Below are 19,493 nucleotides of genomic sequence, written 5' to 3' on the forward strand. Positions count from 1 at the left end.
TCAAATCTCCTTGGTCAAGCGAGTGTTGTCTTCGTGTTCGCCTTCGCCCGGATCGTCGGCAGCGGACAACGGACGCGCTGGAGTGCGCTTCTTGCCTGGACCACCATCCGGCGTGTCGGTGCCCTCGCTGAGCTTCGGACCTTTGCGCACCAGGCGCATCATGTAGCCGAGACCGGCGCCGAACAGGGCGAAATACACCACGACGAACATGATCAGGGTGATGCTCATCTGCAGGAAGCTGTGGTTGGAGGACGCGTCCGCGGTGCGCATCAGGCCATAGACCACCCACGGCTGACGGCCGATCTCAGTAGTGAACCAGCCGGCCAGAATCGCGATCAGGCCGGACGGTCCCATCCACAGCGCGAGATGCAGGAACGGCCGCGAGGTATACAGCGAGTCACGCTTGCGCAGCCACAAACTCCACAGACCGGTGAAGATCATCAGGAAACCGAGGCCGACCATGACCCGGAACGACCAGAACACGATGGTCGAATTCGGCCGGTCTTCTGGCGGAAATTCCTTGAGTGCCGGTACTTGCTTGTCCAGCGAGTGGGTCAGGATCAGGCTGCCGAGGTAGGGAATCTCTACGGCAAATTTAGTGCGTTCTTCTTTCATGTCCGGCCAGCCGAACAGGATCAGCGGCGTCGCTTCGTCTCCGTGGTTTTCCCAGTGTCCCTCAATGGCCGCGATTTTCGCCGGTTGATGCTTGAGCGTATTCAGACCATGGAAGTCGCCAATGACCGCCTGGATCGGCGCAACGATCAATGCCATCCACATGGCCATCGAAAGCATGGTGCGGATCGCAGGATTATCCCGGCCGCGCAACAGATGCCAGGCCGCTGACGAGCCGACGAAGAACGCCGTGGCGATGAACGCGGCGGTCGCCATGTGCAGCAGGCGATACGGGAACGAAGGGTTGAAGACGATGGCCAGCCAGTCGGTCGGGATCACCTGGCCGTTGACGATCTCGAAGCCCTGCGGGGTTTGCATCCAGCTGTTGGAGGCGAGAATCCAGAACGTCGAGATCAGCGTGCCGATCGCTACCATTACCGTGGAAAAGAAATGCAATCCGCGACCGACCTTGTTCCAGCCAAACAGCATGACGCCGAGGAAACCGGCCTCGAGGAAGAACGCCGTGAGCACTTCATAGGTCAGCAACGGCCCGGTGACGGCGCCGGCGAAGTCCGAGAAGCGACTCCAGTTGGTGCCGAACTGGTAGGCCATGACCAGACCGGAGACCACGCCCATGCCGAAGTTGACGGCAAAGATCTTCGACCAGAAGTGGTAAAGGTCACGGTAGGTGTCGTTTCGAGTCTTCAGCCACAGACCTTCGAGCACCGCCAGGTAACTCGCCAGGCCAATGGTGATGGCCGGGAACAGGATGTGAAACGAGATGGTGAATGCGAACTGAATTCGGGCGAGATCGAGAGCCTCTAAACCGAACATATGGCTTCCTCTGTCAGGTAATACGGGTGGCAGACCCGGAGGCCTGCACCACTGCCCCCACGGATATGGAGTGCGGCGAATTTGGATTCGTTCTTTTTTACAGCCATCGCAACGCAGGGAGTCTGGCCAACTGGCCGTCAGATCAAACCCTCGTGAGGTGTTGATCTGGATCAAGCAACGTTAAAAGAGTAGTCCCATTTTCGCCGTTGAACGGCGTGGTCGTTTGCCGCGTGACAAGTTGCCTCAGCGCGTTGGCAGGGCATTTGCCCAGTGGCTTCGCAGGCAGGCGGGACAATTCGATGTCTGGCTAAGTAAATTTTTCGCAGGTAGCAACTTCCTGTTACAGACTGGTGATAATCTCGCGTTTCCCCTCGAGCCAGACCTGCCTTCAGATGCCCAGCCAAGAGCCCCTGCTGTTACGTCACCATCGTCCGTTTCTCGCTTTCTGGTTTGCGCGGATTTTCACCGCCAGCGGTTTTCAGATGCTCACCGTGGCGATCGGCTGGAATCTTTATCAATTGACCGGCAACGTCCTCGACCTGGGTCTGGTCGGTCTGGTCGAGTTTGCCCCGCGCGTGCTGTTCATGCTGCACACCGGGCATGTCGCCGACCGCTATGACCGGCGCAAGGTTGCAGCGCTTTGTCAGTCGCTGCAGGCGATGATCGCCCTCGCACTGGCGATCGGCAGCGCCACCGATCACGTCACCCGCGAAATGATCTTCATCCTCGCCTTCCTCCTCGGTGCGGCGCGTTCGTTCGAGATGCCGACCACCCAGGCATTGCTGCCAAGCATCGTGCCCAGCGCGCTGTTTCCGCGGGCCGTGGCAGCAGCGCAGTCGGCGCAGCAGTCGGCAACGATCATCGCGCCAGCCCTCGGCGGCTTGCTCTACGCGTTCGGCAGCGTCTGGGTCTACGGCCCGACCGTGCTGCTCTATGTGATTGCCTGCACATTGATGTTAAATCTGCCCGCGCGACAAACGCCGTTGAACAAGGGCAAAGCCACGCTGGATTCGTTGCTCGCGGGCATTCGTTTCATTCGCAGCCGTCAGGACATTCTTGGGGCGATTTCGCTGGATCTGTTTGCGGTGTTGCTCGGCGGCGCCACGGCGCTGTTGCCGGTATTCGCCAAGGACATTCTCCTGACCGGCCCGTGGGGCCTCGGCCTGTTGCGCTCGGCACCGGCGGTCGGCGCCCTGGCGATGTCGCTGTACCTCGCGCGGTTTGCCGTGGAACGCAATGTCGGCCGCGTGATGTTCACCGCAGTCGGCGTGTTCGGCGTCGCGACCATCGCCTTCGGCCTGTCGACCTCGTTCTGGTTCTCGCTGGCGGTACTGGTGGTGCTCGGCGCGGCGGACATGATCAGCATGGTCATCCGCGCCTCCTTCGTACAACTGGAAACCCCCGACGAAATGCGCGGCCGGGTCAGCGCGGTCAACGGCCTGTTCATCGGCGCCTCGAACCAGCTCGGCGAATTCGAATCCGGCCTCACCGCCCACTGGTTCGGCACCGTACCGGCCGTGGTGATGGGCGGGATCGGTACGCTGGTGGTAACCGGAACGTGGATCAAACTGTTCCCGACCTTGGCGAATCGGGACCGGATGCATGTGCCGGTGGAAGAGACGAAGGTCTGATTTCACCGACAACCTCAGCAGGAAAAGCACAAACAAGCCGACAGAGTGCGGTACATGGTTACCGCACTGAGTGTAATGTATCGCCTTACACTCGCACCTCAGGTCAAATCACCTTATGCCTATGCACAACCCGCCACACCCTGGTGAAACATTGTTGATGGATGTTTTACCCGAACTCGGTATCAGCGTTACCGAATTGGCGCGGCATCTGGGCTTTGCGCGCCCACATCTTTCGCGTGTATTGCATGGACATGCGCCGATCAGCCCGGATCTGGCCGTGCGACTTGAGCGTGCAGGCATTGGCAAGGCGCGCATGTGGCTAGGCGTTCAAACTGACTATGATCTGTGGCAAGCAGAGCATCGGGAGCAGCCGGCCATCGAGCGCCTCGCGGCCCACGCCTGACGACTTCAAGCCCGCAAATCACTGGCCACTTTCGCCCGCAACCCCTTGCCACCCAGCTGCTCGACCAGCATCAGGGCGAACTCCAATGCGGCGCCGGAACCCTGCGCGGTGATGCAGTTGCCGTCGACCACCACCGATTGGTCAACAAACGTACAACCCGACAACTGATGGCTGGCGCCGGGCAGACAAGTCATGCGCCGTTGGCGCAGCACACCGCAGGCTTGCAGGGCGACGGCCGGCGATTCACCAATGGCGGCGAACAGGCGTCCGGCGCTGGCCTGATCCTTGAGCAATTGTTGCAAGGGTTGATGCGCCGCCAGGTGCCGGGAGCCGACGGCACCGCCGGGCAGGACAATCAGATCGAAGCTTTGCGCCAGCACATCGACCAGCATGCCGTCGGCGGTGAGGCGCGTACCGCGAGCGCAGGTGAGCATGCGTCGGCCTTCGATACTGGCTGCGACCACTTCGATTTCGGCGCGACGCAGCACATCGATCAGGGTCACGCTTTGCAGATCATCGATGCCCTCGGCGAGGGTAATCAGCACTCTTGAAGTCATGGGCGTTATCCACAGGGTGATCCTTCAAGCGTAGTCAGCTTCCCCCGGATCGCGCAGCGCCAGCCGTTACTTGATGTGAAGCTGGGTCGACATCGTATTGCGCGGGGCGTTGATCGAGGTGTTGCTGAAGCTGAAGGTGCCTTCCTGTTTGCCGGCCAGATCGAAGGTATACAGCGAACCGACGGTTTTGCGCCCAGGCGTGCACTCGGTCAGATTGCCGTTATCGAACGCACATACCGGAGCACGGCTGCCGTTGACTTCGAAACCGTCCAGCGTGGCCTGCGGCTGGTTCTGGCCGTAACCGACTTCCAGCACATAGACCTTGATGCTCGGCCCGCTGTGATTGCATTGGGTCTGCGGCTGGTTATCGGCGATGTCTTCCAGACCACAGCTCGGCGATTGCACCTTGATGACTTTTACCTGCGTCAACGCTGCCGCCGAAGCGGCCCATGTCATCGGAGCCGCAGCCATCAGCACCGCCATCAAGCCCCAATCTGCCACCCAGCCCTTGCTCATGCGTCGCTCACCCGGAAAAATTCAGCGCGCAGTATGGCGCAGTCGGCCCCAAGGTAAAACTTCGCCGACGATCGATACCGACAACCGCCATATTGCTCACGCTGCTGGTATGATGCGCGGCTTTTTCCGGCCCAGCACAATTTTCCAGGCGCTAGCGACGGTCTGTGCTTTGCTGTTGAGGTCGATACATTCACGGCGCCACGCGCGCCACGGGGAGCAGACATGCTGGAAAGGCTGTTTCAACTCAAGGCACACAACACCAACGTGCGCACCGAGATTCTCGCGGGCATCACCACGTTTCTGGCCATGGCCTACATTCTGTTCGTCAACCCGAGCATTCTCGGCGAGACCGGCATGGACAAGGGTGCAGTGTTCGTTGCCACCTGTCTGGCGGCCGCCATCGGCTCGACGGTCATGGGCCTGATCGCCAACTACCCGATCGCCCTCGCACCGGGCATGGGCCTGAACGCTTTCTTCACTTACACCGTGGTTCTGCACATGGGCCACACCTGGCAAGTGGCGCTGGGTGCAGTGTTCATCTCCGCCGTGCTGTTTTTCCTGCTGTCGATCTTTCGCATTCGTGAGTGGATCATCAACAGCATCCCGCTGCCGCTGCGTTCGGCGATTGCGGCCGGTATCGGCCTGTTCCTGGCGCTGATCGCCCTGCACAACGCCGGCATCGTCGTCAGTAATCCGGCGACCATGGTCGGCCTCGGTGACCTGAAAGCCCCGGCACCGATTCTCGCCACCCTAGGCTTCGCCCTGATCGTCGGGCTTGAAGCACTGAAAGTGCGCGGCGCGGTGCTGATCGGCATTCTCGCGGTGACCATCGTGTCGATCGCCATGGGCTTCACGCCTTTCGGCGGCGTGACCTCGATGCCGCCTTCGCTGGCCCCGACGTTCCTGCAACTGGACATCAAAGGCGCACTGGATATTGGTCTGGTCAGCGTGATCTTCGCCTTCCTGTTCGTCGACCTGTTCGACAACTCCGGCACCCTGATCGGCGTCGCCAAGCGCGCCGGCCTGATGGGCAAGGACGGCCACATGCCGAAAATGGGCCGTGCGCTGATCGCCGACAGCACCGCGGCCATGGCCGGTTCGCTGCTGGGCACCTCGACCACCACCAGCTACATCGAATCCGCCGCCGGCGTGAGTGCCGGTGGCCGCACGGGCCTGACCGCCATCGTCGTGGCGATCCTGTTCCTGCTGGCGCTGTTCTTTTCGCCACTGGCGGCCAGCGTTCCGGCCTTCGCCACCGCACCGGCCCTGCTGTTCGTCGCCGTGCTGATGACTTCTGGCCTGGCGGAAATAGACTGGGACGACATCACCGTCGCCGCGCCGGTCGTGGTCACCGCGCTGGCCATGCCGTTCACTTACTCGATCGCCAACGGCATCGCGTTCGGCTTCATTTCCTGGACCGTGATCAAACTGCTGTCGGGCCGCGCTCGCGAGCTGAACCCGGCACTGGTGATCCTGTCGATTCTGTTCGTGATCAAGTTGGGTTGGTTCAACGCATGACTTTCGATTCCCAGGCTTACGCCGAACAACTTCAAGCCAAGGTCACGCGTTTGCGTGATCTGCTGGCGCCGTTCGATGCTCCCGAGCCGGCGGTATTCGATTCGCCGCTGCAGAACTTCCGCCTGCGCGCCGAATTCCGTCTGTGGCGCGAGGCCGGTGAGCGGCACTACGCAATGTTTTCCCAAGACGACAAACGCACGCCGATCCTCATCGAAGAATTTCCGATTGCCAGCCTGCGCATCAATCAATTGATGCCGCAACTGAAGGCTGCGTGGCAGGCCAGTTCAGCGCTGAGCCACAAGCTGTTCCAGGTGGAATTCCTCACCACGCTGTCTGGCGATGCGATGATCACCCTTTGCTATCACCGCCCGCTGGATGAGCACTGGCATGCCGCTGCAACGCAGCTGTCGGCTGATCTGGGCGTCAGCATCATCGGTCGTTCGAAGGGCAAACGCGAAGTGCTGGGCCTCGATTACGTGGTCGAGAAACTCGACGTCGGCGGCCGCACCTTCAGCTACCGACAGCCGGAAGGCGCATTCACCCAGCCCAACGGCACGGTGAACCAGAAGATGCTCAACTGGGCGTACGAAGCGCTGGGCGATCGCCCTGACGATCTGCTGGAGTTGTACTGCGGCAACGGCAACTTCACCCTGCCGCTCGCCACCCGTGTGCGCAAAGTGCTGGCCACTGAAATCAGCAAGACCTCGGTCAACGCCGCGTTGAGCAACCTCAGCGAAAACGCTGTGGATAACGTCACTCTGGTGCGCTTGTCCGCCGAGGAACTGACCGAAGCCCTCAACGAAGTGCGCCCGTTCCGCCGCCTGCACGGCATCGACCTGAAAAGCTACGAGTTCGGCAGCGTCTTCGTCGACCCGCCACGCGCCGGCATGGACCCGGACACCTGCGAGCTGACCCGGCGCTTCGACAACATCCTGTACATCTCCTGCAACCCGGAAACCCTGGCCGCCAACATCGCCCAGTTGCACGACACGCACCGCATCACCCGCTGCGCGCTGTTCGACCAGTTCCCGTGGACCCATCACATGGAATCGGGTGTGTTGCTGACCCGCCGGTGATGCTGATGCCGGATACGAAAAAGCCGTCGTGATGACGGCTTTTTTGTGCGTGCTGTTTTGTTTGTGCGATCACCGAACACATAACGCCACAGTACTTTTTGTTCAATTGACCATGGTAACCATTTAGTACATTTTATCTCCACAGGCCGAAACCTTCGGCCAAAGCCAAAAACAATAAGTGGAGTTTGCCCCCATGTCCCCTATCGTTCTGGTGCTCAACGGCCCGAACCTGAACCTGCTCGGCACCCGTGAGCCGGCGACTTATGGTCATGAAACCTTGGCTGACATTTCTGCATTGTGCGGGCGTGCCGCTGAGGAATTCGGCCTGACAGTGGAGTTTCGCCAGACCAATCACGAAGGCGAATTGCTCGACTGGATTCACGCTGCCCGCGGCCGTTGTGCCGGGATTGTGATCAACCCGGCGGCGTGGACGCACACGTCGGTGGCGATTCGCGATGCGCTGGTGGCCAGTGAGCTGCCGGTGATCGAAGTGCACCTGTCCAATGTGCATGCGCGCGAGCCGTTCCGCCATCACTCGTTCGTCTCGGCGATTGCCACGGCGGTGCTGTGCGGTTTTGGCAGCCATGGTTACCGATTGGCGCTGGAGCACTTCAGTCAGCGGTTGCAGGGGGCGAAACATGTCGCGCGCTAACACGGTACTCGCCGGGCTGATCGGCGCCGGTATCCAGGCCTCCCGTACGCCGGCGCTGCATGAGCATGAAGGTGACGCGCAGGGTTTGCGTTACCTGTACCGGTTGATCGATCTTGATCAACTGCACCTCGACAGTGGCGCCCTGCCCGACCTGCTGCTCGCCGCTGAGCGCATGAACTACACCGGCCTGAACATCACCTTCCCGTGCAAGCAGGCGATCATCCCGCTGCTCGATGAGCTGTCGCCGGAAGCGCGCGGAATCGGTGCGGTGAATACGGTGGTGTTGAAGGATGGCAAACGTGTCGGTCACAACACCGACTGCCTCGGTTTTGCCGAAAGTTTTCGCCGGGGCCTGAAGGATGCGGCGCGCGAGCGTGTGGTGCAGACGGGTGCTGGCGGCGCTGGCGCGGCAGTGGCCCACGCGTTATTGAGCGAAGGCGTACGGCAACTGAGCATTTTCGACGTCGACGTTGAGCGCGCCGAGAGTCTGGCACACAACCTCAATCAGCATTTCGGCGCCGGCCGCGCCGTAGCCGGACGCGATCTGCCGAATGCGATGAGTCTTGCCGACGGCCTGGTCAACACCACGCCGATGGGCATGGCCAAACTGCCGGGCATGCCGGTGCCGGTCGAGTTGCTGCGTGCGGACATGTGGGTGGCGGAGATCGTCTACTTCCCGCTGGAAACCGAACTGCTGCGCAACGCCCGCGCCCTTGGTTGCCGCACGCTGGATGGCGGCAACATGGCCGTATTTCAGGCAGTGAAAGCGTTTGAACTGTTCAGCGGCGTAGCGGCGGATGCGCAACGCATGCTGGCGCATTTTCAGAGCATGAATGACTGAACAACAGGGTAACTCTTGTGGGAGATCGATTCAGGCCTGCAGGTAACGCAACACCGACTCGCAAATCATCTCGCGGTGGCGCTGTTTGATGTCCGGATCGGGCAGATCAATCTGGAAGATCTCGCCCAGCGTGTGGCGGTTCGACACGCGATAGAAGCAGAACGAACTGATCAGCAGATGCACGTCGAGCGCATTGATCCCGCGGCGGAATAGCCCTTCGTCAGCACCTCTCTGCAAGATCGCGCCGAGGGTATCGAGGATCGTATTGTTCAACGCCTTGATCGCATCGGAGCGTTTCACGTATTCGGCATTGTGGATATTTTCGATGCTGACGATGCGCACGAAATCGACATTGTGGTCGTGGTGATCGAAAGTGAATTCCACCAATCGGCGGATCGCCATTTCCGGCGACAGTTCGTCCAGGTGCAGGCGGTTTTCGGTGCTGCGGATGTCGCCGTAGAGTTTTTCCAGCACCTCGACGTACAACTGCTCCTTGCTGCCGAAGTAGTAATAGATCATGCGCTTGGACGTGTGGATACGCTCGGCAATCGCGTCGACGCGCGCCCCGGACAAGCCTTGCTGGACGAACTCGACGATCGCCTCCTGCAAAATGTTTTCGCGGGTCTTTTCGGGATTGTTCTTGCGGCCCTTGCGCGGCTCTGCGGCGGCTGCGTCCGGGGCGACGGACAGTTCTGAATTCACGGTCATTGCGGGCTCACGGCCATCACTGCACAAGCGCCGATTATGGGCCGCGCGACACAGTGAAGGAAGCCGCGCAGCCTGCGTTTAACACCGCATTTACGAATTTCCTACAACTTCGCCTGGCGCACCGCGCCGCTGCGTGATTTAGCCATCGCCGCCAAACGCACGGCGACGTTGGCCGCGCCATATCCGGCATAGCCGTTCTTGCGCTGGATGATCTCGAAGAAGAACCGCCCCTCGAACGGTTCGGTGTAGACGTGAAACAGTTCGCCGCCCTGTGCATCGCGGTCATACAGCACATTGAAGTACGCCAGCTCGCTGAGAAACTCGTCATCGAAATCGAAACGCGCGGCGAGGTCGTCGTAATAGTTGAGCGGAATGTCCAGCAACGGCACGCCCGCCTCTTTGGCGCGGCTGACTTCGGCGAAGATGTCGTCACAATCGAAGGCAATGTGATGCACGCCAGAACCGCGATAACTCGACAGCGCATGGGAAATCGCGGTGTTACGGTTCTCGGAGATGTTCAGCGGCAAGCGGATCGAACTGTCGCGGCTGCGCAAGGCGCGGCTCTTCACCAGACCGTACGGATCAGGCAAGACCACTTCGTCATCGGCTTCGAAGTCCAGCAGGCTCTTGTAAAACAGCACCCAGCTGTCGAGGCTGTCGGCAGGCAGCGCCATGGCCATGTGATCAATCCGTTTGAGACCGCCACGGGCCTGCGCGGCGGGGAGCAGATTGAAATCGGTGCCATAGACGTCCGCTTCTTCATCCACCAGATAGATCAGGCTGCCATCCGGCGCACGGACCGCCGCCAGTTCAAGTTCGTTGGGGCCGACCAGTCCACGATAGGGCTGGCCTTTGTAGGCGACGGCACGGGCCAGCGCACTGACGCTGTCATTGACGCGTACCGCCGTGGCGCACAGCGACGGGCCATGCGCTTCAAAAAAGCTGTGCGCGAAGGAATACGGTTCGGAGTTGAGGATCAGGTTGATATCGCCCTGACGCAGCAGGCTCACGCTCTTGGAACGATGCTGCCCGGCCTTGACGAAGCCGAGGCGCTCCAGCCAATGGCTGAGCTTGGCGCCCAGCGCCTCGTCGACGGCGAACTCAAGAAACTCTATGCCGTTGTACTGGCTGGCCTCCGGCGTTTCGAACAGAATCTCGCGATTGGCCACGGGTTCGGCTTGCTGCTCGAGACGCTGGCGGGTCTTCTCTTCCAGGTACAGCAGCGAGCGCAGACCGTCGGCGGCATTGGCCCGCGGTGGTGCGGCGCGAAAACCGTCATTGAAAATTTCCAGCGACAACGGCCCGCTGTAGCCGCTCTGGATGATCGGTGCGAGAAAGCCTGGCAGATCGAATTCGCCCTGACCCGGGAAGCAGCGGAAATGCCGGCTCCACTCCAGCACGTCCATCTGCAGGATCGGCGCGTCGGCCATTTGCACGAAGAAGATCTTGTCGCCGGGAATTTCGGCGATCGCCGCTGGATCGCCCTTGAGCGACAAGGTGTGGAAGCTGTCGAGCAGCACACCCAGGCTCGGATGATCGGCCTGACGCACGATGTTCCAAACCTGTTGATAAGTGTTGACGTGGCGACCCCAGGCCAGCGCTTCGTAACCGATGCGCAAACCTCGCGCGCCAGCACGTTCGGCCAGCAGGCGCAGGTCATCGACGAGAATTTGCTGATCACCGACGCTGTCGGCCGCGGCGTTGCTGCAAACCAGTACCAGGTCGGTGCCGAGTTCCTGCATCAGGTCGAACTTGCGCTCGGCGCGTTCCAGATTGCGCGCCAGCCGATCACGGCGGCAGCCTTCGAAATCACGGAACGGCTGGAACAACGTGATGGCGATGCCGAGGTCGGCGCACATCTGCTTGATTTCGCGCGGGCTGCCGTCGTAATACAGCAGGTCGTTTTCGAAAATCTCCACCCCGTCGAACCCGGCGGCGGCAATGGCTTCGAGTTTTTCCGGCAGGGTGCCGCTCAAGGAAACGGTGGCAATGGAACGCTGCATGTTTGAACTCCCGCTGGAGACGGCGGCTGCGTGAGCCGCGCCGCTTTTATAGGATGAGCAAATTATTGGCTGCATCGTTTCCGGCAGCAATTTAAAGTGTACTACCCGGTTAGTTTTGCGTGCGATTATCGAACACAATGGCGGTTTGGCGAATTGACGATTTTTTGTCCACTGCCCAACATCGACCGCACATTGAGTCCGGATCTGAACCACCGGTCGCAGCGTGCAAGCAAAAGCACACCAAATAACAAATCCAAAAACGGGTGGAACACATGATTCCTTCACAGACTTCCCGCATGGCTCCGGCCATGAGCACTGCCACGGGTGGCATCGGCGACAAGATCCGCGGCGCCATGGCCGTCGGCAAGACCCGTTGGGGCATGCTGGCGCTGGTATTTTTCGCCACCACCCTGAACTACATCGACCGCGCCGCCCTCGGCGTCATGCAGCCGATCCTTGCCAAGGAAATGAGCTGGACGGCGATGGATTACGCCAACATCAACTTCTGGTTTCAGGTCGGCTACGCGATCGGTTTCGTCCTGCAAGGGCGCTTGATCGACCGCGTTGGCGTCAAGCGCGTGTTCTTCTGCGCGGTGCTGCTGTGGAGCCTGGCCACCGGCGCCCACGGCTTGGCGACGTCGGCGGTCGGCTTCATGGTCTGCCGGTTCATCCTCGGCCTGACCGAAGCGGCGAACTACCCGGCCTGCGTGAAAACCACGCGCCTGTGGTTCCCGGCCGGCGAACGTGCGGTCGCTACCGGCATCTTCAACGCCGGCACCAACGTCGGCGCGATGTTCACGCCGATGCTGCTGCCGCTGGTGCTGCACGTCTGGGGCTGGCAGGCGGCGTTCCTGTGCATGTCGGCACTGGGCGGAATCTGGCTGCTGTTCTGGGGTTTGAAGTATTTCAACCCGGAAGATCACCCGAGCGTCAAACAGTCGGAGCTCGACTACATCCAGCAGGAAGTCGAACCGGAACAGGCCCGCGTGCCGTTCTCGAAGATCCTGCGGATGCGTGGCACCTGGGCCTTCGCCCTCGCCTACTCGCTGACCGCGCCGGTGTTCTGGTTCTACCTGTACTGGCTGCCGCCGTTCCTCAATCAGCAATACAACCTGGGCATCAACGTCACACAGATGGGCATTCCGCTGATCATCATCTACGTCACGGCCGACTTCGGCAGTGTCGGCGGCGGCATTCTCTCGTCGTTCCTGATCGGTCGCGGGATGAACTCGATCAAGGCGCGGCTGCTGTCGATGTTGCTGTTTGCCTGCTGCATCATCGGTGTGATCATGGCTGCCGGTTCGGCGAATCTTTGGGTAGCGGTGGCGGCGATCTCGCTGGCGATCGGTGCGCACCAGGCCTGGACCGCGAACATCTGGAGCCTGGTGATGGACTACACGCCCAAGCACATGATGAGCACGGTGTTCGGATTCGGCGGCATGTGCGCGGCCATCGGCGGGATGTTCATGACGCAGATCGTCGGCCACATCCTCACCGTCACCAACAATAACTACACCGTGCTGTTCACCCTGATTCCGGCGATGTATTTCCTTGCGCTGACGTGGATGTACTTCATGGCACCGCGCAAGATTCCGACTGTCAGCGAATAACCCCGCTAAACACATCAACCCTGTGGGAGCGAGCTCGCTCGCGAAGGCGTCAAGTCAGCCAACTAACAGGCTGACGGGCACACCGCTTTCGCGAGCAAGCTCGCTCCCACAGGTTCTCCCAAAGGCCCAAGGCGTTTGCTGATCAGCGGCGGCTCTGCTGCCACGCCGCCGCCAACCCGCTGCAGCAGATCACTGCAATGCCAACCACCGTCAACAAACTCGGCGTGTGACTGAACAGTAACCAGCCCAGCAATCCGGCAAACACGATCTGGCAATAGCCGAACGGCGCCAGCAGCGCCGGCGCGGCATGGCGGAACGCCTGGGTCAGAAACAGGTGGGCGGTCATCCCGCAGCTGCCCAGCGCCAGCATCAGCGCGGCATGTGTCAGGGTCGGCACCTGCCAGAAGAACGGCACCAGCGCACTCATCACCAAGGTGTTGCACAACCCGGCAAAAAAGTTGCTGGTGGTCGGGCTGTCGACTTCGGCGAGCTTGCGCGTCAGCAGTTGATAGAAGCAGAAGAACAGCGCCGAGCAGAACGGCAACAAGATCGCCGGGGTGAACAATTCACCGCCGGGATGGACGATGATCAGCACGCCGATAAAACCGCAGATCACCGCAATCCACTGCCCGCGCGTGACCCGTTCTTTGAGCAGTGGCACCGACAACGCCGTGACCAATACCGGTGCAAGAAAGTTGACTGCCGTGGCTTCCGCCAACGGGATGTAAAGCAGCGCCGTGGTGAAAAACAGACTGGTGCCGAGCAGGCACAGCGCGCGTGCCAGTTGCCATAGCGGTTTTTTGGTGCGCAGCACGCGCAACCCGGATTGCGGCAGAAAAATCCCCGCCATCAATAAGGTGTGCACGACATAACGCGCCCACACCACCATCACGATCGGATAAAAACCGGAGAGGTATTTCGACAATGCGTCGTGGCTGGAAAACAGAAACGTCGCCACGACAATCAGCAGGATCCCCTTGAAGGGCTGGTTGACGCCGGAGAGCGGAGTGCTGACAGTCATTGGCAATCTCTGAAAACAGTACGGTGGCGATCGGCTTCGGCAATCATAGCTGGCCGAGCTTTCAGCAAGCCGAACCGAGCCAGAAAAATCCACGCCGGGAATCCGCCGTTAAGCAAAAGTGTGAGGCAAGATTCCGGCCATGTCGGCGCGCAGCGGGCCTGCCCCATCACAGACTGCTGTCTAAAGTGCCAGTTCACGAAAATGCCCGGAGAAATTCTGCTGTGGATTGAATTTGCGGCCCTGCCGACCGTCAATAACAAGCCGCACGACGCGGGCACTGGTGAATGGACGGACGACCGGACTGGCGCCACACTCACACAGCGGCAACACTCATCACCATCTGATTCATCACCGGCAATAAAAGAGGATTCCCACATGCTATGGAAAAAAGGCCGACGCAGTGACAACGTCGTCGATGCCCGGGGTGATGACTCAGGCGGTGGCGGCGGCATGCGTTTTGGTGGCGGCAAAGGCCTGAGCCTTGGGGCGATCCTGCTGATCGTCGGCATCGGCTGGATCACCGGCCAGGACCCGTTGCAGATTCTCGGCCAGTTGACCGGGCAAATGGAGCAGTCGGCGCCGACCTCGCAAACCCGCCAGGCACCGCCGGCCAACGATGAGCAAGCCGAATTCGTGCGCTCGATCCTTGGCGATACCGAAGACACCTGGGGCGCGATTTTCCAGCAGGCCGGGCGGCAATACAAAGACCCGACGCTGGTGCTGTTCAGTAATCGGGTCAATTCCGCCTGCGGCATGGCGACTTCGGCCAGCGGCCCGTTTTATTGCCCCGCCGACCAGAAAGTCTACCTGGACATGGCGTTTTTCCAAGAAATGTCGCAACGCTTCAAAGCCGCCGGCGACTTCGCCCAAGCCTACGTGATCGCGCACGAAGTCGGCCATCATGTGCAAACGCTGCTCGGCGTCTCGGCGAAAATGCAGACCGCGCGCCAGCAAGGTCGGCAGATGGAAGGTGACGGCGGCCTGCTGGTGCGGCAGGAACTGCAAGCAGACTGCCTCGCCGGTGTCTGGGCCTACAGCGCGCAAAAGCGCCTTAACTGGCTTGAACCCGGTGATATCGAAGAAGCCTTGAATGCCGCCAATGCAATCGGTGATGATCGCCTGCAACAGCAGGGTCAGGGCCGGGTCGTACCAGACTCGTTTACCCACGGCACGTCAGCGCAAAGGGTGCGTTGGTTCAAAACCGGATTCGCGCAGGGCCAGGTCGGCCAGTGCGACACCTTCGCGGCGAAAAACCTGTAAATGCATAAATGGCTTTTGGCGTTACTGATCGTTGCTGGCACCGCGCAAGCTGCGGGTGTCGACGCGATCAGCCCCGGTCGCTTGCAACTCAAGGCCGGGGAAATGGCGGTGGGCATCGGCCCGGCGCCGGAGAAAATCGAGCGGGTGGTGATCGTGGTTCACGGCCGTTTGCGCAACGCCGAGACCTACCGCAAGAGCGCCGAAAGCGCCACCGAGCTGGCCGGGCAAAGCAGCCACACGCTGGTAATCGCCCCGCAGTTTCTCAATGAGAGCGACGTCGCCCTGTATTCGCTGCCCGAGACATTACTGCGCTGGCAGGGCAACGACTGGATGGGCGGCGGCTTGTCGATCGGGCCGAATCCGTTAAGTTCTTACGCGGCCCTCGATGAGATCGTCGCGCGCGTCAGCGATCGCAAGCAGTTTCCCGATGTGAAGCAGGTGGTGATCTTCGGCCACTCCGGCGGCGCTCAGGTTGTGCAACGCTATGCCGTGCTCGCCAAGGATCAGCCGGCGCTGAAAACCAACGGCATCCGCTTGCGCTACGTCGTCGCCAATCCGTCCTCCTACGCCTATTTCAACGAGCAGCGGCCGGTGGCGTTCGATCACGCTGCCTGTCCGGGTTTCAATCGCTGGAAATATGGCCTCGCCGACATGCCGGTGTACGCCGGTGGGCAAACGCCGTTGCAGGTGGAAAGCCGTTACGTCAAACGCGAGGTGATTTATCTGCTCGGCCAGCAGGACACCGACCCCGAACATCCGGCGTTGGACAAGAGCTGCGCCGCCGAGGCGCAAGGCGCTTATCGGCTGATGCGCGGGAAATTGTATTTCGGTTACCTGCTGCGCCGGCACCCGGAAGGCGTGAATCAGCGGCTGGTTGAGGTGCCAGGGGTCGGGCATAACGGCGATGAGATGTTGACCTCGGCAGAGGGGCAGAAGGCGTTGTTCGATCAGTGAGTTTTTGCTGAAAGGGCCCAGTCAGGCAATGAAGGGCTCAGGCCTGAAGCATCCGCCGCAATTCCACACAATCGCGCGCATGCCAATCGGTTAATTCCGGCCACGGGTTATCTGGCAGATTCACCAGCACCGTCCGCGCCCCCGCCGCTCGCCCGCAATCGAGATCGAAGCGGTAATCCCCGACCATGACCATCTCGCTGGCCGGCACATCCCACGCCTCTGCCAGTTTCAGCAAGCCACCGGGATGCGGTTTCGGCGGTGCTTCATCACGGCCCAAGACATCCTCCACTTCGAAGCAGTCGGCCAGACCGATCGCCTCCAGCGTCACATGCGCCAGTTCCCGCGCGTTGCGGGTGAGAATGCCGAGGCGATAGCCGCGTGCGTGCAGCTCGCGCACCAGCTCCACCGCGCCAGTCGCTGGGGTCGAACCCAGCGCCAGATCGCGCTCATGTTCGAGCAGCCAGGCGTGTTTCGCCGCGGCTTCAGCGGCCGGCAATGCGGCGAGGTGGGTGAGGATGTCATCTTCCGGCGCAATCGCCAGCGCCACGCGAATCGCAGCGAAGTCATGCACCGCCACCGTCAGGGTGCCGTCCATGTCGAACACCCAATGACGAACCTCGGCCAGGCTCATGCCCAATCCTGGCGATGACGGATCAGGCCTTCCTGCGTCACCGAGGCGACCAGTTGCCCGGCGCGGTTGTACACGCTGCCACGGGAAAAGCCACGGGAATTGCCGGCCCATGGGCTGTCCATGGCGTAAAGCAACCAGTCGTCAGCGCGCAGATCGTTGTGGAACCACAGCGCATGATCAAGGCTGGCGACCTGCATGTCTTTCTGCCAAACCGACTTGCCGTGCGGCAGCATCGAGGTGGTCAGCAAACCGAAGTCCGAGGCGTAGGCCAGCAGGTATTTGTGCAGCGCCGGAATGTCGGCCAGGGCGCCGTCGGCGCGGAACCAGACATATTTGACCGGATCGGCCGGTTGCGGGTTGTACGGGTCTTTTTCGGTGACCGGGCGCACTTCGATCGGTTTCGGGCAGAGCAGTTTTTCGCGCATGTGCTCGGGGATCAGGTGCGCGCGTTGCTGGGTCAGTTCCAGCTCCGAGGGCAGGTTTTCCGGGCCGACCACCACGGGCATCTGGCTCTGGTGTTCGAAGCCTTTTTCGTCGTACTGGAACGAAGCGCTGCAGGTGAAGATCGGGTGGCCCTTCTGGATCGCCGTGACGCGCCGGGTGCTGAAACTGCCGCCATCGCGCACGCGATCCACCGAGTACACCACCGGCAACTTGGCGTCGCCCGGGCGCAGGAAATAGCCGTGCATTGAATGCACATGGCGCGCTTCTTCAACGGTCTGACTGGCCGCCGACAGCGACTGGCCGAGCACCTGACCACCGAACAACTGACGGAAACCCAGATCCTGGCTGCGGCCACGGAAAAGGTTTTCCTCGATCGGTTCCAGGGTCAGCAAGTCGACCAGATCTTCCAACACTTGGCTCATTCAGACTCTCCTCACACAAAGCAGTGCCGCGCAGTCTTGGCTGCGGCGGCCGATTCAGATTCTGGCGCGGGCCAATGATTTGGCGGCCATTGTAAACGTCCGTGTCGGCTTATTCATGCAAGGTTTGCAACCATTGTTCGCGGCTGATGCGGTACAGCACATGCCGACGCAACGGATGGTCGGCGGCAAGCTTGGGGTGATCGAAATCATCCTGTGGATCGTGGTGCATGCCGATCGCCTGCATGACCTTCTCCGAGGGCAGGTTGCTTTGCGCGGTGAACGAGACGATTTCTTCCAGCTTCAATTGGTCGAAACCGGCGCGCAACGCGGTCCACGCCGCTTCACTGGCATAACCCAGGCCCCAATGTTCCTTGGCCAGGCGCCAGCCGATTTCCACGGCGGGGGTGAACGGCGCATCAAAGCCGACCACGCCGAGCCCGGTGAAACCGATGAATTCGCCGGTGTCCTTGCGCTCCAGCGCCCACAGGCCAAAGCCGTGCTCGGAAAAATGCCCGCGTACGCGCCCGATCACCGCCGCGCTTTCCAGCCGGGTCAAGGGTGCCGGAAAGTAGCGCATCACCTGCGGATCGGCACACATTGCCGCAAACGCCGGCAAATCCTCGTCATGCCACTGTCGCATCAGCAAGCGTGCGCTTTGCAGTTCCAGTATTGGCTCCATCGTGTTCTCCATTTCCATGCCGCCAGTCTACATCGCTGGTAGGATCGTCAGCGCTGCGCCGAATTCCCGAATGACCCGCCAATATCAGACATCACCATGCCTTTGCCGCTGATCTACCACGAAGACTACAGCCCCGAGTTCCCGGCGGATCACCGCTTCCCGATGGACAAGTTCCGCCTGCTGCGCGATCACCTGGTCGACACGGGCCTGACCCGCGACGCTGATCTGCTGCGGCCGCAGATCTGCCCCAACGATATCCTCGCCCTCGCCCATGACCGCAGCTATATCGAACGCTACATGAGCGGCGAGTTGTCCCGCGAAGACCAACGGCGTCTCGGCTTGCCATGGAACGAGGCCTTGGCGCGGCGCACGGTGCGCGCGGTCGGTGGTTCGATCCTCGCGGCGGAGAAAGCTCTGGAGCACGGCCTGGCCTGCCACCTGGCGGGCGGCACCCATCACGCGCATTACGATTATCCGGCGGGTTTCTGCATCTTTAATGACCTGGCGATCATCAGCCAGTACCTGCTGCAAAGCGGCCGGGTCAATCGCGTCCTGATCTTCGATTGCGATGTACATCAGGGCGACGGCACCGCGCGGATTCTCCACGACACACCGGAGGCGATTACCGTTTCCCTGCACTGCGAGAAGAATTTTCCCGCACGCAAGGCCGACAGCGACTGGGACATTCCGCTGCCAAAAGGCATGGGTGATGCTGATTATCTGCAGGTTGTCGATGACACGCTCAACTACCTGTTGCCGCTGTATCAACCGGATCTGGTGCTGTACGACGCCGGCGTCGATGTGCACAAGGACGATGCTCTCGGCTATCTGCAATTGACCGACGAAGGCGTTGCCGCCCGCGATGAAAACGTGATGCGCCATTGCCTCGGCCGCGACATTCCGGTGGTCGGGGTAATCGGCGGCGGCTACAGCAAGGACCGCCACGCCCTCGCCCGTCGCCACGGTATCCTCCACCACAGCGCGCAGCGCGTGTGGGATTCACACGGTTGTCACTGAGGTGTGCTGCGTTACCCACAATCGCTGTGGAACTGCCTGTGGATAACCTGAGTGAAAGGGGTTGCAGGCCATACGGGGCGAGGTGTACAGCGAACTGTTTGTTT

The 19,493-nt window shown here is 60.9% G+C and carries 19 protein-coding genes; 10 read left to right on the forward strand and 9 right to left on the reverse strand.

Annotated features, from left to right (window positions below; all coding sequences use genetic code 11):
- The gene (locus V6F91_RS22565; RefSeq protein WP_208939685.1) at nucleotides 1–1,446 is read right to left on the reverse strand and encodes a cytochrome ubiquinol oxidase subunit I; all 1,446 of its coding nucleotides are present in this window, start codon (nucleotides 1,444–1,446) and stop codon (nucleotides 1–3) included.
- Between the two features lie 392 nt (nucleotides 1,447–1,838).
- Between V6F91_RS22565 and V6F91_RS22570 the strand changes: the two genes are divergently transcribed.
- Nucleotides 1,839–3,077 carry an MFS transporter gene (locus V6F91_RS22570; RefSeq protein ID WP_332768318.1) on the forward strand — a complete coding sequence of 413 codons (1,239 nt, stop codon included), beginning with the start codon at nucleotides 1,839–1,841 and terminating at the stop codon, nucleotides 3,075–3,077.
- A gap of 115 nt (nucleotides 3,078–3,192) precedes the next feature.
- Nucleotides 3,193–3,480: a HigA family addiction module antitoxin gene (locus V6F91_RS22575; RefSeq protein ID WP_090288641.1), complete on the forward strand. Its 288-nt coding sequence runs from the start codon at nucleotides 3,193–3,195 to the stop codon at nucleotides 3,478–3,480.
- Between the two features lie 5 nt (nucleotides 3,481–3,485).
- Here the strand turns inward: V6F91_RS22575 and V6F91_RS22580 are convergent, their stop codons facing one another.
- Nucleotides 3,486–4,037: a DJ-1 family glyoxalase III gene (locus V6F91_RS22580; RefSeq protein WP_332768321.1), complete on the reverse strand. Its 552-nt coding sequence runs from the start codon at nucleotides 4,035–4,037 to the stop codon at nucleotides 3,486–3,488.
- 66 nt (nucleotides 4,038–4,103) lie between these two features.
- Nucleotides 4,104–4,553, reverse strand: a complete 450-nt coding sequence (locus tag V6F91_RS22585; protein WP_332768323.1) for a DUF4879 domain-containing protein — start codon at nucleotides 4,551–4,553, stop codon at nucleotides 4,104–4,106.
- A gap of 222 nt (nucleotides 4,554–4,775) precedes the next feature.
- Here V6F91_RS22585 and V6F91_RS22590 point away from each other — a divergent pair, with 222 nt between their 5' ends.
- The 4 genes from V6F91_RS22590 (at nucleotide 4,776) to V6F91_RS22605 (ending at nucleotide 8,640) form a co-directional block, all read left to right on the forward strand.
- On the forward strand, nucleotides 4,776–6,071 hold the full coding sequence (locus tag V6F91_RS22590) for an NCS2 family permease (RefSeq protein WP_090286510.1): 1,296 nt from the start codon (nucleotides 4,776–4,778) through the stop codon (nucleotides 6,069–6,071).
- A complete protein-coding gene (trmA, locus tag V6F91_RS22595) occupies nucleotides 6,068–7,147 on the forward strand; it encodes a tRNA (uridine(54)-C5)-methyltransferase TrmA (protein ID WP_203419580.1) in 1,080 nt (359 codons plus the stop codon). Before V6F91_RS22590 ends, trmA begins: the two co-directional genes overlap by 4 nt.
- A gap of 193 nt (nucleotides 7,148–7,340) precedes the next feature.
- Nucleotides 7,341–7,799 (forward strand): type II 3-dehydroquinate dehydratase, encoded by a 459-nt coding sequence (gene aroQ, locus V6F91_RS22600; protein WP_332768327.1) that lies wholly within the window; start codon nucleotides 7,341–7,343, stop codon nucleotides 7,797–7,799.
- Entirely contained in the window at nucleotides 7,786–8,640 is an 855-nt protein-coding gene (locus V6F91_RS22605) for a shikimate dehydrogenase (RefSeq protein WP_332768329.1), read from the forward strand. The genes aroQ and V6F91_RS22605 overlap by 14 nt, the downstream gene beginning before the upstream one ends.
- A gap of 30 nt (nucleotides 8,641–8,670) precedes the next feature.
- On the opposite strand, the gene V6F91_RS22610 is transcribed toward V6F91_RS22605, so the two are convergent.
- Both V6F91_RS22610 and quiC read right to left on the reverse strand, forming a co-directional pair.
- The gene (locus V6F91_RS22610) at nucleotides 8,671–9,348 is read right to left on the reverse strand and encodes a TetR/AcrR family transcriptional regulator (RefSeq protein ID WP_332768331.1); all 678 of its coding nucleotides are present in this window, start codon (nucleotides 9,346–9,348) and stop codon (nucleotides 8,671–8,673) included.
- A 101-nt stretch (nucleotides 9,349–9,449) separates the two neighbouring features.
- The gene (gene quiC, locus V6F91_RS22615; protein ID WP_332768333.1) at nucleotides 9,450–11,351 is read right to left on the reverse strand and encodes a 3-dehydroshikimate dehydratase QuiC; all 1,902 of its coding nucleotides are present in this window, start codon (nucleotides 11,349–11,351) and stop codon (nucleotides 9,450–9,452) included.
- Between the two features lie 272 nt (nucleotides 11,352–11,623).
- Here quiC and V6F91_RS22620 point away from each other — a divergent pair, with 272 nt between their 5' ends.
- Nucleotides 11,624–12,961 carry an MFS transporter gene (locus V6F91_RS22620; protein WP_332768335.1) on the forward strand — a complete coding sequence of 446 codons (1,338 nt, stop codon included), beginning with the start codon at nucleotides 11,624–11,626 and terminating at the stop codon, nucleotides 12,959–12,961.
- 142 nt (nucleotides 12,962–13,103) lie between these two features.
- On the opposite strand, the gene V6F91_RS22630 is transcribed toward V6F91_RS22620, so the two are convergent.
- On the reverse strand, nucleotides 13,104–13,982 hold the full coding sequence (locus tag V6F91_RS22630) for a DMT family transporter (RefSeq protein WP_090286526.1): 879 nt from the start codon (nucleotides 13,980–13,982) through the stop codon (nucleotides 13,104–13,106).
- A gap of 375 nt (nucleotides 13,983–14,357) precedes the next feature.
- Here V6F91_RS22630 and ypfJ point away from each other — a divergent pair, with 375 nt between their 5' ends.
- Complete coding sequence (ypfJ, locus tag V6F91_RS22635; protein WP_258447935.1) at nucleotides 14,358–15,242, forward strand: KPN_02809 family neutral zinc metallopeptidase; 885 nt, start codon at nucleotides 14,358–14,360, stop codon at nucleotides 15,240–15,242.
- Nucleotides 15,243–16,196, forward strand: coding sequence for an alpha/beta fold hydrolase (locus tag V6F91_RS22640; protein WP_332768339.1), 954 nt, complete (start codon nucleotides 15,243–15,245; stop codon nucleotides 16,194–16,196).
- A 37-nt stretch (nucleotides 16,197–16,233) separates the two neighbouring features.
- On the opposite strand, the gene V6F91_RS22645 is transcribed toward V6F91_RS22640, so the two are convergent.
- The 3 genes from V6F91_RS22645 to V6F91_RS22655 form a co-directional block, all read right to left on the reverse strand.
- Nucleotides 16,234–16,827 (reverse strand): HAD family hydrolase, encoded by a 594-nt coding sequence (locus V6F91_RS22645; protein ID WP_332768343.1) that lies wholly within the window; start codon nucleotides 16,825–16,827, stop codon nucleotides 16,234–16,236.
- Nucleotides 16,824–17,693 (reverse strand): acyl-CoA thioesterase II, encoded by an 870-nt coding sequence (gene tesB, locus V6F91_RS22650; protein ID WP_208939671.1) that lies wholly within the window; start codon nucleotides 17,691–17,693, stop codon nucleotides 16,824–16,826. The genes V6F91_RS22645 and tesB overlap by 4 nt, the downstream gene beginning before the upstream one ends.
- A 109-nt stretch (nucleotides 17,694–17,802) precedes the next feature.
- On the reverse strand, nucleotides 17,803–18,372 hold the full coding sequence (locus V6F91_RS22655; RefSeq protein ID WP_332768345.1) for a GNAT family N-acetyltransferase: 570 nt from the start codon (nucleotides 18,370–18,372) through the stop codon (nucleotides 17,803–17,805).
- A 96-nt stretch (nucleotides 18,373–18,468) separates the two neighbouring features.
- Between V6F91_RS22655 and V6F91_RS22660 the strand changes: the two genes are divergently transcribed.
- On the forward strand, nucleotides 18,469–19,389 hold the full coding sequence (locus V6F91_RS22660; RefSeq protein WP_332768347.1) for a histone deacetylase: 921 nt from the start codon (nucleotides 18,469–18,471) through the stop codon (nucleotides 19,387–19,389).
- The last annotated feature ends 104 nt before the right edge of the window (nucleotides 19,390–19,493 follow it).

The organism is Pseudomonas koreensis (genome assembly GCF_036668835.1).
Taxonomy (GTDB): domain Bacteria; phylum Pseudomonadota; class Gammaproteobacteria; order Pseudomonadales; family Pseudomonadaceae; genus Aquipseudomonas; species Aquipseudomonas koreensis_I.

Coding starts and splice junctions, on each gene's coding strand:
- V6F91_RS22565 (WP_208939685.1), bottom strand. CDS start 1,446: ATGTTCGGTTTAGAGGCTCTCGATCTCGCCCGAATTCAGTTCGCATTC.
- V6F91_RS22570 (WP_332768318.1), top strand. CDS start 1,839: ATGCCCAGCCAAGAGCCCCTGCTGTTACGTCACCATCGTCCGTTTCTC.
- V6F91_RS22575 (WP_090288641.1), top strand. CDS start 3,193: ATGCCTATGCACAACCCGCCACACCCTGGTGAAACATTGTTGATGGAT.
- V6F91_RS22580 (WP_332768321.1), bottom strand. CDS start 4,037: ATGACTTCAAGAGTGCTGATTACCCTCGCCGAGGGCATCGATGATCTG.
- V6F91_RS22585 (WP_332768323.1), bottom strand. CDS start 4,553: ATGAGCAAGGGCTGGGTGGCAGATTGGGGCTTGATGGCGGTGCTGATG.
- V6F91_RS22590 (WP_090286510.1), top strand. CDS start 4,776: ATGCTGGAAAGGCTGTTTCAACTCAAGGCACACAACACCAACGTGCGC.
- trmA (WP_203419580.1), top strand. CDS start 6,068: ATGACTTTCGATTCCCAGGCTTACGCCGAACAACTTCAAGCCAAGGTC.
- aroQ (WP_332768327.1), top strand. CDS start 7,341: ATGTCCCCTATCGTTCTGGTGCTCAACGGCCCGAACCTGAACCTGCTC.
- V6F91_RS22605 (WP_332768329.1), top strand. CDS start 7,786: ATGTCGCGCGCTAACACGGTACTCGCCGGGCTGATCGGCGCCGGTATC.
- V6F91_RS22610 (WP_332768331.1), bottom strand. CDS start 9,348: ATGACCGTGAATTCAGAACTGTCCGTCGCCCCGGACGCAGCCGCCGCA.
- quiC (WP_332768333.1), bottom strand. CDS start 11,351: ATGCAGCGTTCCATTGCCACCGTTTCCTTGAGCGGCACCCTGCCGGAA.
- V6F91_RS22620 (WP_332768335.1), top strand. CDS start 11,624: ATGATTCCTTCACAGACTTCCCGCATGGCTCCGGCCATGAGCACTGCC.
- V6F91_RS22630 (WP_090286526.1), bottom strand. CDS start 13,982: ATGACTGTCAGCACTCCGCTCTCCGGCGTCAACCAGCCCTTCAAGGGG.
- ypfJ (WP_258447935.1), top strand. CDS start 14,358: ATGCTATGGAAAAAAGGCCGACGCAGTGACAACGTCGTCGATGCCCGG.
- V6F91_RS22640 (WP_332768339.1), top strand. CDS start 15,243: ATGCATAAATGGCTTTTGGCGTTACTGATCGTTGCTGGCACCGCGCAA.
- V6F91_RS22645 (WP_332768343.1), bottom strand. CDS start 16,827: ATGAGCCTGGCCGAGGTTCGTCATTGGGTGTTCGACATGGACGGCACC.
- tesB (WP_208939671.1), bottom strand. CDS start 17,693: ATGAGCCAAGTGTTGGAAGATCTGGTCGACTTGCTGACCCTGGAACCG.
- V6F91_RS22655 (WP_332768345.1), bottom strand. CDS start 18,372: ATGGAGCCAATACTGGAACTGCAAAGCGCACGCTTGCTGATGCGACAG.
- V6F91_RS22660 (WP_332768347.1), top strand. CDS start 18,469: ATGCCTTTGCCGCTGATCTACCACGAAGACTACAGCCCCGAGTTCCCG.